The organism is Thalassospira australica, from assembly GCF_000763295.1.
In the GTDB taxonomy this organism is placed as follows: domain Bacteria; phylum Pseudomonadota; class Alphaproteobacteria; order Rhodospirillales; family Thalassospiraceae; genus Thalassospira; species Thalassospira australica.
The window spans coordinates 323,287-337,047 of sequence record NZ_JRJE01000031.1; the positions used below are offsets into that span (position 1 = coordinate 323,287).

The window sequence follows — 13,761 nt, forward strand, 5'->3', positions numbered from 1 at the left end:
TTGCGATTTTGACAATCAATCAATTGTCTGAGGAATGTGTATCCCGCGCCACACTAGCTGTTTCGGCTTCGATGACTTTGGGGAAAGATAGCGTAATCGTTGCACCACTTTCAACGCCGTCGGAGAGTATAAGCTCTCCGCCATGGTCTTCCATGATTTTCTTTACGATCGCCAATCCCAGTCCGGTTCCCTTTGATCGGGTCGTGACATAGGGTTCAGTCAGACGTTCACGATGTTCTGCCGGAAGCCCCTTGCCGTTATCAGAAACGGCAACAAACACACGCTGATTGTCCGGGGATTTTGCAACGGAAATTTCGATCTTGCCGGGTGGCAATTCCCCATCTGATGGTTTTTCGCGGCCTTCAATGGCTTCGGCCGCATTCTTTAACGTGTTGATCAGGCACTGGTTTACTTGGTGCGCGTCACACGAAATCTGCAGGTTTGCAACACCTTCACGATCGAAATCATAGGTGATATCGGTGTGCGCCTGTTTTTGCAGGAATACCGCACTTTTTACCAACTCACCGATATTTTCCGACCGCATGGTCGGCGATGGCATACGGGCGAAGCTCGAAAATTCGTCAACCATGCGTCCGATATCGGAAACCTGACGGATAATCGTATCCGTGCAGGTCTTGAACACTTCCTGATCATCATCAATTTGCTTGAGGTAGCGGCGCTTCAAACGTTCTGCCGAAAGCTGGATCGGGGTAAGAGGGTTCTTGATTTCGTGCGCAATCCGTCGCGCAACATCCGCCCATGCTGCCATCCGCTGTGCTGTTTGAAGTTCTGTTACGTCATCAAATGTCACGACGTAACCAAACACCGTACCATCATCGGCCCATTCGGCCGTCACACGCGCCAGAAGTGTCAGATTAACACCATCGCGGCGGATTTCGATCTGGCGCGGTTTGCTGCGATCACCATCCCGGCCAAAATCATCGAACAACGGCTGGAATTCCGGAATTACTTCCGTCAATTCTTGTGCAATATGCCCATCAAGGTCCAGACCAAGCAGGTTCGAAGCACTACTGTTTGGAAGATCGATTTTGCGTTCCGGGTCCAGACCAATCACGCCTGCTGTCACACCACCAAGGATGGCCTCGGTAAAGCGGCGGCGTTCATCATTAAGACGGTTTGCCGCAATCAGTTCGTTTCGCTGGGTTTCAAGTTGTGCAGTCATCCGGTTAAAGGCGCGGCTTAGGGCTTCAAGTTCATCGCCCTGCCCATCCAGCGGTACACGGAATGACAAATCCCCGTCACGCACACGTTCGGCCCCGGTGATCAGTTGCGAAACCGGCTGGACAAGACGTGTCGCCACCATCAGGCCAAGAGTTACCGACGCAAGCAACAACACAACAGAGATCAAAACAAAGATCATCACAAACGTGATCACGATCCCGGAACGTTCGCCCTCAAGGCTTTGATAGGCGTCAACAGCACGGCGCGCCTTGTCAATACGATCCAGAACGTTCGGGTCAACAAATCGCCCAACCAGCAAAAACGCGTCAATAAAAGTAGGGACTTTGGCAATGGCGCGAATGCGGTTGTCACTTGAACCAACCATCAAAACGACGTCTTTTTCCCGCGCGTCATCAAAGACTTCCGCCGGCACCGATGCCTGGTTGGTATCGTAGGAAAAACTATACTCCGACTGCGCAATAATTTCCCCGGTACCGTCAATCATCATGACTTCCGGCAATCCTCGTGCAAGTGCCTGATCCGTTAACAGACTGGAAATACGTTCCGGACTGGTTGAAAAATTAACACCAAAGCGTTGCAGGTCGTTGGCCGTCGCCAACACATCAGCCCGGATCAGCTCCTGATGTTCACGCAGGTAGGCATCTGCAATGACCATACTTTCTTCAACGGCCGTTCTGATGCGATCACTGAACCAGCCCTGAATACCGAAATGCAGAAACAATGCAGAAAAGATCGCAACGATAATCGCCGGGGTAACCGCCACCAGCGAAAACATCAAAACCATACGGGTGTGAAGTTTGGCCCCGGCAACCCCGCGCCGTCGTTCCACCCAAATCTGCACAAGCTTGCGCGCAACCAGCGTTGCCAAAAGCAGGACAAGTACAAGGTCGATATTCAGCAATAACAGAATCAGTCGTGGATCAGGGCGAAACGGTGCGGTGCCCGTCATCACGAGATAGGTCGCAACCACCGATACAAGGGCTGCTGAAACCAGTCCGAATGCAAAGCGACGCGACTGGCCCAACCGCCCAAGAAACCGCACAAAGCCCGACCGCAAAAACCGGTTGGAGATCGAACGGTCGGTATTGTTCATTTCGTGCCCCTGACGACTTCAAGACCAAGGTCACGGATCTTCTTGCGCAGAGTATTACGGTTAAGGCCAAGCACCTCAGCGGCCTTGACCTGATTGCCGCGCGTTGCTTCAAGCGTAACGTTTAGCAGCGGGCGTTCCATTTCACGCAAGATGCGGTCATACAAGCCGTTTGCTGGCAGATCTTCATCATGCGCATCGAAATACTCACGCACATGGCGTTCGATCGACTCAGAAAGAGACTGAGGTTCGGCACTTGGCGCAGCTTCGCTGATATTATTTTCGGAGAACTCGGTCTCGATAACGTCAACACCGATCACATCATGTGAATATAGCGCGGTCAGGCGCCGTACCATGTTTTCCAGTTCACGGATGTTGCCGGGCCAGCGATGCGCCTTAAGGCGCGCCATTGCCTCCGCGGAAAGGTTTTTGCGCGGAAGCCCCTCTTCACTTGCCTGCAACAGGAAGTGGTTCACAAGTTCAGGAATATCTTCAAGACGTTCGCGCAGCGACGGAAGACGGATGGGCACCACATTAAGACGATAGAACAAATCTTCGCGGAATGTGCCTTCGCGGATCAGTTTGCGCAGATCGCGGTGGGTTGCGGCCACAATACGGACATTGACGCGGATCGGTGTTCGTCCGCCGACGCGGGTATATTCGCCTTCCTGCAACACTCGCAGTAAACGGGTTTGTGCCTCTAGCGGCATATCACCGATTTCATCCAGAAACAGCGTGCCCCCCTCGGCTTGTTCAAAGCGGCCGACCTTGCGTTCGTTCGCACCGGTAAAGGCGCCTTTTTCATGACCGAACAGCTCGCTTTCTATAAGCTCACGCGGGATTGCTGCCATGTTAATCGCAACAAATGGTCCGTGGCGGCGCCCGCCATATTCATGCAGGGCACGCGCGACAAGCTCTTTACCAGTGCCGCTTTCGCCGGTCACCATCACCGTCAGGTCGGTATTCATCAGACGGGCAAGTGCACGGTAAATTTCCTGCATCGCCGACGAACGCCCGATCAGAGGCAGGCGACCATCGCCTTCTTCATCCTCTACCGTGCCCGTTTCACTTTCCTGCGGCGTTTCAAGCGCCCGATCAACAATCCCCATCAATTCATTCAAATCAAAGGGTTTTGGCAGATATTCAAACGCTCCACGCTGGGCAGCCTTGACGGCCGTCATCAGGGTATTCTGGGCACTCATGACGATAACACGAAGATCGGGGCGCAATTTGCGAATGCGCGGCACCATATCCAACCCGTTCTCGTCAGGCATCATGACATCGGTAATAACCAGATCACCGTCCCCGTCGGCGATCCAGTCCCACAACGTGCGTCCATGACCGGTGCTGCGCACCTCATGTCCCTGACGTGACAGCGCCTGTGTCAAAACTGTGCGAATGGCCCGATCATCGTCGGCAACCAGAATTCTGGCAGGGCTCGTACTCATGCCGTTTCTTCCCTGTTATTGATTATGATCGCTTCGCTTGCACCTTCGGCCAGCGCACGATTGTAGATTGGCAGCATGATCTGAAATTCTGCACCTCCCCCCGGTACATCTTTAACTTCGATCACACCACCATGGTCATTGATTATTTTCGCAACCAGTGCAAGGCCAAGCCCCGATCCGGTTGGCTTGGTCGTGACAAATGGATCAAACAGGCTTTCGCGCATGTCTTGCGGAATGCCAGGGCCATTATCACGAACAGACACAACAAGTGGCAGATGCACACGCGCATCACCGCCCGCAACAGCCAGACGGATGCCATGCTGATAGCGCGTCGAGATGGTAATCTCGCCATCCTGTGGATCAACCGCCTCACCCGCGTTTTTGATCAGGTTCAAAAACACCTGAATCAGTTGATCACGATTGCCAAATACCGGCGGCAAGGACGGATCATAGATTTCCTCGAACGTCAGGTGTTTGCCAAATCCGTTTTCCGCCAAACGACGCACATGTTCCAGCACGGTGTGAATATTGACCGCGCCACGTTCAAGCGGTTTGTCCGAGAAAATCTCCATCCGGTCGACAAGCTCGACAATGCGGTCCGCTTCGTCGCAAATCAGGCGGGTCAGCACCCGGTCATCTTCGTTGCTGGTCTGCTCAAGCAATTGAGCCGCCCCACGGATACCCGAAAGCGGATTTTTGATTTCATGGGCAAGGATTGCGGCCATCGCACTTACCGAACGCGCCGAATTGCGGCTGAGCAACTGGTTATCGATCTTTTGCGCAATTGAACGTGGCTCAAACGTCAGAACCGCACAGTCACTATCATCGGGCATGGAACCGACAGTCAGGTTGACGGTGTGCTTGCCAATCTTGGGGCTTTCGATCAACAGATTGTGGTCGGCAACAAGGGTTGCCTCGTCAACTGCCTGCTTGATCAATGAGAAGACCGGACTGTCAGCGGGGATAAAATCTGTCAGATTGCCGCGACACAGCACGCTTGCGCTTGTGTTGAACAGTTGTTCGGTTGCCTGATTGACGAATTTGATCTTTCCGTCCCGATTGGCAACGACAACGGCGCTCGCAATCGCATTGAGCACGCCAGTCGGGTCAACCCCATTGCCTTTTCCAAATCCCAGTCTCATACATATTTTCCCCGACGCGGCCTGCTATGCCGTCGCCATATTATTGTTGTTATGAAGTGATCAGGCTGCTTGCTGATCAAATTTGATTTTGTTTTCGATCAAGGGTTCGTAAAACGCCCGTATTTGATCTTTGACCTCAATCGGATCATCCAACACATTGACAACACGACGAAATTCCGTCGCATTGCGCAAGCTGTTGCAATACCAGGCTAGATGTTTGCGTGCGATACGCACACCCTGTCGACCATGATGGTCGATCATTGCATCATAGTGACGCAGGATTGTTTGCAACTGAATTTCCAAGCTGGGCGCGGCCAGTTTTTCACCCGTCTTAAGGTAATGCGATACCTGGGCCAGGAACCACGGACGCCCCTGCGCACCACGGCCCACCATCACGCCATCCGCCCCGGAACGCTTCAGAAGCTCTTTGGCGTCTTCTTCGCTGGTAACGTCACCATTACCGATTACAGGGATTGAGACGGCCTGCTTGACCAATGCAATCGCATCCCAATCGGCATCCCCCTTGTAGAACTGACAGCGTGTACGGCCATGGATGGTCAGCATGGTAATGCCAAGGTCCTCGGCAATGCGCGCAAGACGCGGCGCATTACGATTGTCATCATCCCAACCAAGACGCATTTTAAGCGTGACGGGCACAGAAACGGCGTCAACAGTCGCCTTGATAATATCGGCAGCCAGCCGTTCATCACGCATCAATGCGGACCCGGCATAGCCCTTGGTGACTTTCTTGGCCGGACAGCCCATGTTGATATCGATGATCATGGCGCCGCGGGCTTCGTTCATTTTTGCCGCTTCGGCCATTTCCTCGGGTTCTGTACCTGCAAGCTGAACGGAAAGTGGACTTTCCGCAGCGCAGTCACCATGCATCTTGCGCACTTCCTTTTCATGTCGCTGGATGCGGGTCATGGCATCAGACGCAATCATTTCCGACACAACAAGATGCCCGCCAAATTGGCGAACCTGTTGCCGAAAAGGAAGGTCAGTCACACCTGACATCGGTGCCAGCACAACTGTCTCTGGCACATGTACAGAACCGATCTGTAATGACATGAAGAATTTCCGTTTGCCTAAATCTTGGGCAGATTAATAAAACTGACTACGACATGCAACAACTCTAAGCGCGTTATTGCAAATATCGTTCTGCCTTGGCTGAAAATCCGACGCATGTATCCTGCGTCACACAAAGGCTCAACACGAGTATGCCCGTGGATATGAGCACGTACCTCAGGGCAATGATTACCAATTATGCATAAGGATAAGGCGAGATTGTAAAAATTGGGCAGTTCTGCTGCATATATCGCCAAATAGCTTAGCTGACGATATAGCCCGTAACCAATCGCACCCCAGGAAATGCAAGCGTCAGCAATAACCAGGCCCCAAGCACGAACCGAACAGCCATACGGCCTCGAAGCGTCGATCGTTCATGGATAAAGATCAGAATGCAGATGATCACAAACCCCAAAAGGGTCAGCAGCATCTTGTGATCAATGGCCCAAAGGCTACTGCCTTCGACATAGCGCAAGGCAAACCCTGAAATGATGCCAATCGCAAGAACCCACGCCGACCATTTCAAAAAGCCGACAAGCATGTATTCACTGTCACGCAAAGGCGGAAGACGGCGGCTCCAGCGTGTTGGTTTACGCTTTTTCAGCGCATATTCCTGAACGACATACGCCATCGCCGCAATAGCCGCCAAGGTAACCAGCGCATATGTAATCAACGAACTGCCAATATGCGCCCAAAGCCACCCGGAATAAAGCGCTGGTCCTGTGACCGTCTCCGGTTCGTGAGGGATAAGCAGGCTAAAAACAGCAGCCAAAATGGCAAACAACAGCAAATAACCGCCAACATAACCTGCCAAACGCCAAACCTGATGCGGGCCCTTGCAGATCACAAGCCCGCCAAAGATCATGATCACCGTCAGTTCAGACCAATGCAAGGCCGCTGCAAAGCCGCGCGACTGGATTTCCTCCCCCGTCAGACCAAGCAACGCCATCGTCCCGGCCGCAGCCAAACAAATGGATGCATACAACCAAGTGTCACGCTTGGGTTCCGGTCGCATGATTTGCGCTGTAAGCGGCAACAAAGCCAGGATATGGATATATGCAGCGAGCATCTATTGGTCCATTTCTGTATCCGGGACGACTTCTTATTTCGACAGTCGATTTGGCGACTTGGCAAAACCTTCGCAGGAAGATAGCCTGCGGCGCACTTCAGACAAGCCATGGCATTAAGTTTATGACCAAAAAAATCGGGGTTGTCATCGTTGCAGCAGGCAGCGGTAGCAGATTTGGCGACCCAATACCAAAACAATATCACATGCTTGGTGGCAAAAGCATCCTTGCGCATTGCATCGACTGCTTTGTGCGACACACCACGCCCGAGTTTATTCAGGTGGTCTACAATCCCGATCACCAGCAATGGTTTGACCGCGCGATCGAAAATGCAAACGGTCGCGACCAACTTCCGCAGCCAGTCAAAGGTGGGATAACGCGTCAACAGTCGGTTCTGAACGGTTTGCGTGCGCTTGAGCCCCACGCCCCGGATATTGTATTGATCCATGACGCTGCCCGACCGGGCATTTCAGACGACGTAATCGAACGCGTGATTACCGCCCTTCAATCGCATGCCGGGGCGATCCCTACGCTTCCTGTGGCTGACACCATAAAACAGACCACTGATACCGGGGTTATTGCCCGCACAATTCCGCGTGAAAGCCTGCACCGCGCCCAAACACCTCAAGGGTTTGACTTCAAAACCATTTTGGACGCCCATCAGAAATTTGAAGGTCTGGAATTCACTGACGACGCAGCCTTGTTTGAAGCACTCGGCCTTGATGCGATTTGCGTTGAAGGCACTACAAACAACGACAAAATCACCCATCAGGACGACTTCGGCCGTGCCCTGAGCTGGGCTGAGAGCGAAAAAAAGGATATGTCGCGCATGCCATTGGAAGAATACCGTGCCGGAACCGGCTTTGATGTCCATCGGTTCGCACCGGGTGATCACTGCATACTGTGCGGTGTCAAGGTTCCCCATTCCGCCCGGCTTGACGGGCATTCTGACGCAGATGTCGGTCTACATACCCTGACAGATGCCATATTGGGCGCGATTGGTGCGGGTGATATCGGTCAGCATTTCCCGCCAAGTGACATGCAATGGAAAGGTGCTGCTTCAGATATCTTCCTGAAACATGCCGCCGACCTTGTTCGCAAACGTGGCGGGCGGATTGTAAACGTGGATGTCACGCTGATTTGTGAACGCCCCAAGATCGGCCCACATACGCCGACGATGCGTGAAAAGGTTGCCGAAATTCTCGACATCGAAGTTGATCGGGTCAATGTCAAAGCCACGACAACCGAACGTCTGGGCTTTACCGGTCGTGAAGAAGGCATTGCAGCCCAGGCAGCCGTTAGCGTTGCGCTACCGACCTCCTGAAGGCCTTAGGCAGCTTTAATAACAAAGGGCAGGATCATGATGATCCTGCCCTTTTATGTTTGACCAGGCTGCGCATAGAGGCTCAGGACGCGGCTTCTTCGCCGTCATCCTCGGGTAATTGATGCTTCATCAGAACCGGAACCTGCGCCATTCCAAAGATCATGGTGATGGGCATGATGCCCCACACCTTGAAGGCAACCCAGGTATCGGTCGAAAAGTTGCGCCAGACAATTTCATTGACCACAGCCAGGAAGACGAAAAAGAAAGCCCAGCGCCACGTAAGTATCCGCCAACCTTCATCGGTTGCCTTAAACGCGCTTTCAAGCACCAGCTTGAGAAACAGTTTGCGTGCCAGCAGCCCGCCAAAAAGGATGGCAGCAAACAGCAGGTTCACGATGGTCGGCTTGATCTTGATGAACAATTCATCATCGAGATACAGCGTCAGACCGCCAAACACGACAACAAAAGCCCCACCAATCAAGGGCATAACCGGAATGGTTCGCGCAATCATGTAGGATGTGATCAGGGCAATGACCGTCGCCGCCACAAAAACAGCGGTTGCTGTCATCAGGTTTGTGGTGGCATTAACAGCAAAGAACAAAATCAATGGCCCCATCTCGAGGGCCATTTTGGTCAGTTGGCTCATTAAATCATAAATCCCAATGAATAAATTTGCGCCATCCTAGGGGCCAAAGGACACAGATGCAATCACATCAACCGTGATCTTGATCCCAATTGCGTTTGCAGCCATGAAACATAGTCATGGTTGCCCCGCCCCAATGGAACTTCAAGGATACAGGGGACTTCATATGGGTGATGTTCATCGATCCATTGCGCCAGATCTGTCGCCGTTGTGCGTGATGTTTTAAGGATCACGATCATTTCGTTTTCTTCTTCAACATCACCATCCCACTCATAAATGGCCGTCATCTGCGGCAAGACATTTGCGCACGCCGCCAGCTTTTCCTTAATCGCGCCTCCGGCAATCGTCCGTGCCGTGTCCATATCCGGAACGGTGACATACAAAAAAGACATTTCGCTTTGCTGAAACTCGTCCGGTGTCATTGAGATTGCTCCGTGGTTGATAATCCGTCACACTGAAAGACATCTTATGGTTAGGGTCCATCATATCATAACGGTGCGGGGAGTACCGATGACGGGGAAAAAACATTCGAAACCCACTGATGTTCAACTTGAATGGCTGCGCCGTGGCCTAAGCCAACCGGGTGGCAAACTGCCGCTGTTTGATGGCAACGGAAAACAAATCAGCGAAAAAACCGTCCGGAGCTGCATTGAGCACGGATGGGCAGCACCATGGTTTGATAACCCGGTCAAACCCGACTGGCTGATCTGCAAGCTTACAGATGAAGGCCGCCGGATCGCCAGCACAGCTGCGGGAAAATAATATCCGCTTGTCTCGCGGATTAAGATCAACCTCACCCCCAATGCATTCTCAATTTTGATCCACACGCCGCGATAACAAGTATCAAAGGTAACCTTCCCGCTACCAACAAGATGGGGATTGATGATGCCTTGGATGCTTAGATCGCTGTTTATCTGTGTTGCGTTGCTCTTTGCGGCAGCACATCCCCCTGCCATTGCCACAGAGCCTGATGATGCATGGAAAATCTGGCAATCAGACGGTGTGCACGCACTGATGCGCCACGCGATCGCACCGGGCACCGGTGATCCAGCCAATTTCACACTTGGGGATTGCACAACACAGCGCAATCTTGATGCAACCGGGCAAGATCAAGCGCGCCAGGCAGGTGATCGCATTCGCGAAATGGGCATAAAGGTCGATACCATCCTCACAAGCCAATGGTGTCGGTGTTTGGAAACAGCACAACTGCTTGACCTTGGATCCCCCACCGAAGAACCCGCCCTAAATTCGTTCTTTCAGGATCGAAGTACCCGCACTCAACAAACCGAACAGATTAAACAACGGCTTGTAGAGATTCCTGACGGGCAAAAGGTAGTGCTGGTGACGCATCAGGTGAACATTACCGCCCTCACAGATATCTTCCCGCGCTCAGGCGAAATTATTCTGTTCCGTCTGAACAACAACGGCAATGACGTCGAAGTGCTGGGGCGCATTATGCCCTGAACGAACAGACGTTTTTGGCTTGAGGGTATTAAAAGGGGGAAAATAATTGGTCGGAGCGAGAGGATTCGAACCTCCGACCCCCTGCACCCCATGCAGGTGCGCTACCAGGCTGCGCCACGCTCCGACCGTAGATGCGCCGTTTGGCGCGGCTCGATAAATAGCGGTGCCGCGCCAAAGACGCAAATGATTTTTACGGATTTTTTTTGATATTCTGCAGGCTCGACCGCAGGATGGATTGAAGGTCTTCAAGTTCGCTTAAAACGGTTCGAAGCGCTGTTTTATCCATACTCGCTGAACGATCTGGCTCTGAAACAGCCGCAATCTGAACCGATGCGGGTTTGGCCTGGTCTACATCCTGCGCAGACACGGAAATTTCCGAGGGCAGCTTGCCCTTGTTCTGATCAAGAAGCTTTTGAACCCCTTTGATCGTAAAACCCTGGTCGTGCAAAAGAGCGCGGATTTTGCCGAGGAATTCGATATCTTCGGGGCGGTAGTAACGCCGCCCACCGGCCCGTTTCATCGGTTGAATCTGGGGAAACTTCGATTCCCAGAACCTTAGAACGTGCTGCGGAAGACCAAGCTCCTTTGCAGCCTCGCTAATTGTTCGAAAAGCAGAGTCAGACTTTGCTGTCCGGCGGGAAGGTCCCGCCGCAGCCCCCAAGTTCGTTTTCATGAGTTCTTTTTCTTAAGCGTTAATTCGGGCTTTCAGGACCTGTGACGGCCGGAAGACAAGCACCTTACGCGGAAGAATTGGCACTTCTTCCCCCGTTTTCGGGTTGCGTCCGATGCGTTGGCCTTTCTGACGAACAGAAAAACTTCCAAAGGAAGAAATCTTTACGACCTCATCCTTGATCAACGCAGTCGAAATTTCATCAAGCACAGTTTCAAGCAGCTGGGCGGACTCGTTCCGCGACAGACCTACTTCCTGGTAAACGGCTTCAGCGAGATCCGCACGGGTAATCGTTGTTTCCGACATGACAGGCCGCCTCCTTATTTCGGGACATTATACACAAGGTTATATCTGGTAGCGAAATCAGTCAATATCAACAGGATACACTGCTTTAAGGCGGAATGTTGCGATTTTTAAGATTTTCACGTGTTTTTGAGGACTTCTGCCACTTTCCAAGCCGCTGTTACCAACGAACAAGTGAAGCGCCCCAGGTAAATCCGCCGCCCATCGCTTCGAGAACCACAATATCGCCGCGTTGAACGCGCCCGTCATGGACCGCTTCGGCCAATGCCAATGGTATAGACGCTGCCGACGTATTGGCGTGACGATCAACGGTCACAACAACCTTGTCTTTGGAAATGCCAAACTTGCGCGCAGTGCTATCAAGGATACGCTGGTTGGCCTGATGGGGCACAAGCCAGTCGATATCATCCGGGTCAAGCCCGGTATCGCCAAGAACTTCGCGAATAACGCTGGCAAGGTTGGTCACCGCATGGCGGAAGACTTCCTGACCTTCCATGCGCAAATGCCCAACCGTTTGGGTTGCCGATGGCCCGCCATCGACATAAAGAAGTTCGTATTTGCTGCCGTCCGAATGCAGGCGACTTGCAAGAATACCGTAGTCGTCAGTTGAACCGTTGCCTTCAGTTGCCTGAACAACGACTGCGCCTGCCCCATCACCAAACAACACACAGGTTCGACGGTCTTCCCAGTCAAGGATACGCGAAAATGTTTCCGCACCAATAACCAGTGCTGTTTTGGCCTGCCCGTTTCGGATGTACATGTCTGCTGTCGTCAGGGCGTAAATAAAGCCCGAACACACCGCCTGCACATCAAATGCGAAACCTTTTATACCAAGACGGTTCTGCACCTTGGTCGCCGTTGCCGGGAACGTATTATCAGGTGTTGCCGTTGCAACGATAATCAGGTCGATATCATCAGCAGTAACACCTGCATGTTCCATCGCCTTATTTGCCGCGGCACAGGCAAGATCACTGGTCGTTTCATCCTCGGCCGCGATATGGCGCTGGCGAATGCCTGTCCGCGCAACGATCCATTCATCAGATGTATCGACGCGCTTGGACAAATCATCATTGGTTACGACGTTTGCAGGTAGATATGAACCGCAACCAATAATGCGAGAACGAATTGTCATGACTTGGGGACCGCCAGCTTTCTATTGTGTTGATGGGTTGATCAGTTGGCTTGACCAACAGGAACGGCAACTTCTTCCTGAGCTTTTTCCAAACCGCTCATGGACTGCTCAAAAATGGCAAGTTCACTTTTGATGGTGTCATTTAGGTTATTGACGATCAAGTCGTGGCAAACCCCGATGGCGTTGGAAAAACCAAGTGCGTCTGTGCCGCCATGGCTTTTAACAGCAATACCATTGAGACCAAGCAACATCGCACCGTTATAACGGCGCGGATCCATGCGATCCCGGAAACGCTGCAGCGAACGACGCGCAAGAAGGTAACCGATTTTGGCAAAGAAAGAGCTTTTGAAGGTTTCTCGCAGGAAATGCACCAAAAGACGGGCTGTCCCCTCTGCGGTTTTCAGGGCAACGTTACCAGTAAAGCCATCCGTCACAATGACATCGACGGTCCCTTTGGCAAGATCATCCCCCTCAACAAAACCTTCGAAACGGATTGGCAGATCAATATCGCGCAAGATTGCCGAGGCCTTCTTGACCGACTCATTGCCCTTGAGTTCCTCGATCCCGACATTGAGCAAACCGACCGACGGTTTTTCAAGTCCGAACAGGATGCGTGCAAAGACTTCACCCATCAGCGCAAATTGAACCAGATTATGTTCGTCGCACTCGATGTTTGCCCCTAAATCAAGCATGACCGTCTCGCCACGCTGTGTGGGCATATAGGTCGCAATGGCCGGGCGATCGATTCCGCGCACCGTTTTCAGAACAAACTTCGCCATTGCCATAAGGGCACCAGTATTACCAGCAGATACAACACCTTGCGCATCGCCCTCTTTGACGGCGTTGATCGCAAGACGCATGCTGGAATCACGGCGCTGACGCAGGGCAACGGAAGGCTTGTCTTCCATCGAAACTTCCTGCGTCGCGTGGCGAATTTCACTCACAGCTTCCAAGGTAGGATATTTGGCAAGCAGCGGCTTTAACTGCGCTTCATCACCAAACATCAGAAACTTGAGATGGGGAAGTCGTTTGAGTGCAATTTCAGCACCCGCCACGACCATGTCTGGCGCGTGGTCTCCTCCCATCGCGTCAAGTGATATGCAAACCTGTTCAGGCAAAGTCTTCTCTTATGGTTGTTCTAAAATCTCTGAACCGGATACCCGGCAGACTGACCAAAAGGTCTCGTCCATCATCAACTGGCCGGAAC

Annotated in this window: 14 protein-coding genes and 1 tRNA gene; 3 read left to right on the forward strand and 12 right to left on the reverse strand. The window is 52.4% G+C overall.

The annotated features are described in order from the left end of the window. Positions 1-19: 19 nt before the first annotated feature. From JF44_RS0114655 to JF44_RS0114675, 5 genes are all read right to left on the reverse strand, one after another. Complete coding sequence (locus tag JF44_RS0114655; protein WP_033069704.1) at positions 20-2,296, reverse strand: sensor histidine kinase NtrY-like; 2,277 nt, start codon at positions 2,294-2,296, stop codon at positions 20-22. After that, positions 2,293-3,741 carry a nitrogen regulation protein NR(I) gene (ntrC, locus tag JF44_RS0114660; RefSeq protein ID WP_033069705.1) on the reverse strand — a complete coding sequence of 483 codons (1,449 nt, stop codon included), beginning with the start codon at positions 3,739-3,741 and terminating at the stop codon, positions 2,293-2,295. The genes JF44_RS0114655 and ntrC overlap by 4 nt, the downstream gene beginning before the upstream one ends. Continuing rightward, a complete protein-coding gene (locus tag JF44_RS0114665; protein WP_033069706.1) occupies positions 3,738-4,883 on the reverse strand; it encodes a two-component system sensor histidine kinase NtrB in 1,146 nt (381 codons plus the stop codon). Before JF44_RS0114665 ends, ntrC begins: the two co-directional genes overlap by 4 nt. Positions 4,884-4,943: 60 nt before the next feature. Then, a complete protein-coding gene (gene dusB / locus JF44_RS0114670) occupies positions 4,944-5,954 on the reverse strand; it encodes a tRNA dihydrouridine synthase DusB (RefSeq protein ID WP_033069707.1) in 1,011 nt (336 codons plus the stop codon). Between the two features lie 259 nt (positions 5,955-6,213). After that, positions 6,214-7,020, reverse strand: coding sequence for a cytochrome C assembly family protein (locus JF44_RS0114675; RefSeq protein WP_033069708.1), 807 nt, complete (start codon positions 7,018-7,020; stop codon positions 6,214-6,216). Between the two features lie 122 nt (positions 7,021-7,142). Between JF44_RS0114675 and JF44_RS0114680 the strand changes: the two genes are divergently transcribed. After that, entirely contained in the window at positions 7,143-8,342 is a 1,200-nt protein-coding gene (locus JF44_RS0114680; protein ID WP_033069709.1) for a bifunctional 2-C-methyl-D-erythritol 4-phosphate cytidylyltransferase/2-C-methyl-D-erythritol 2,4-cyclodiphosphate synthase, read from the forward strand. Between the two features lie 82 nt (positions 8,343-8,424). On the opposite strand, the gene JF44_RS0114685 is transcribed toward JF44_RS0114680, so the two are convergent. Beyond that, on the reverse strand, positions 8,425-8,988 hold the full coding sequence (locus JF44_RS0114685; RefSeq protein ID WP_033069710.1) for a septation protein A: 564 nt from the start codon (positions 8,986-8,988) through the stop codon (positions 8,425-8,427). 62 nt (positions 8,989-9,050) lie between these two features. Continuing rightward, positions 9,051-9,377 (reverse strand): divalent-cation tolerance protein CutA, encoded by a 327-nt coding sequence (gene cutA / locus JF44_RS0114690; protein ID WP_033069983.1) that lies wholly within the window; start codon positions 9,375-9,377, stop codon positions 9,051-9,053. Positions 9,378-9,495: 118 nt separating this feature from the next. Here cutA and JF44_RS0114695 point away from each other — a divergent pair, with 118 nt between their 5' ends. Together JF44_RS0114695 and JF44_RS0114700 are read left to right on the forward strand one after the other, a co-directional pair. Next, positions 9,496-9,747 (forward strand): hypothetical protein, encoded by a 252-nt coding sequence (locus JF44_RS0114695; protein WP_033069711.1) that lies wholly within the window; start codon positions 9,496-9,498, stop codon positions 9,745-9,747. A 120-nt stretch (positions 9,748-9,867) separates the two neighbouring features. Next, the gene (locus JF44_RS0114700) at positions 9,868-10,449 is read left to right on the forward strand and encodes a histidine phosphatase family protein (RefSeq protein WP_238318464.1); all 582 of its coding nucleotides are present in this window, start codon (positions 9,868-9,870) and stop codon (positions 10,447-10,449) included. A 47-nt stretch (positions 10,450-10,496) separates the two neighbouring features. On the opposite strand, the gene JF44_RS0114705 is transcribed toward JF44_RS0114700, so the two are convergent. The 5 genes from JF44_RS0114705 to plsX all read right to left on the reverse strand — a co-directional run bounded on the left by JF44_RS0114705 (position 10,497) and on the right by plsX (position 13,672). After that, positions 10,497-10,573 (reverse strand) — tRNA-Pro (locus JF44_RS0114705). A gap of 66 nt (positions 10,574-10,639) precedes the next feature. Beyond that, a complete protein-coding gene (locus JF44_RS0114710; RefSeq protein WP_052065951.1) occupies positions 10,640-11,122 on the reverse strand; it encodes a MerR family transcriptional regulator in 483 nt (160 codons plus the stop codon). Between the two features lie 12 nt (positions 11,123-11,134). Further along, positions 11,135-11,425, reverse strand: coding sequence for an integration host factor subunit alpha (locus tag JF44_RS0114715; protein ID WP_033069712.1), 291 nt, complete (start codon positions 11,423-11,425; stop codon positions 11,135-11,137). 157 nt (positions 11,426-11,582) lie between these two features. Then, entirely contained in the window at positions 11,583-12,554 is a 972-nt protein-coding gene (locus JF44_RS0114720) for a beta-ketoacyl-ACP synthase III (RefSeq protein ID WP_033069713.1), read from the reverse strand. 41 nt (positions 12,555-12,595) lie between these two features. After that, positions 12,596-13,672: a phosphate acyltransferase PlsX gene (plsX, locus tag JF44_RS0114725; protein ID WP_052065952.1), complete on the reverse strand. Its 1,077-nt coding sequence runs from the start codon at positions 13,670-13,672 to the stop codon at positions 12,596-12,598. Positions 13,673-13,761 lie beyond the last annotated feature (89 nt).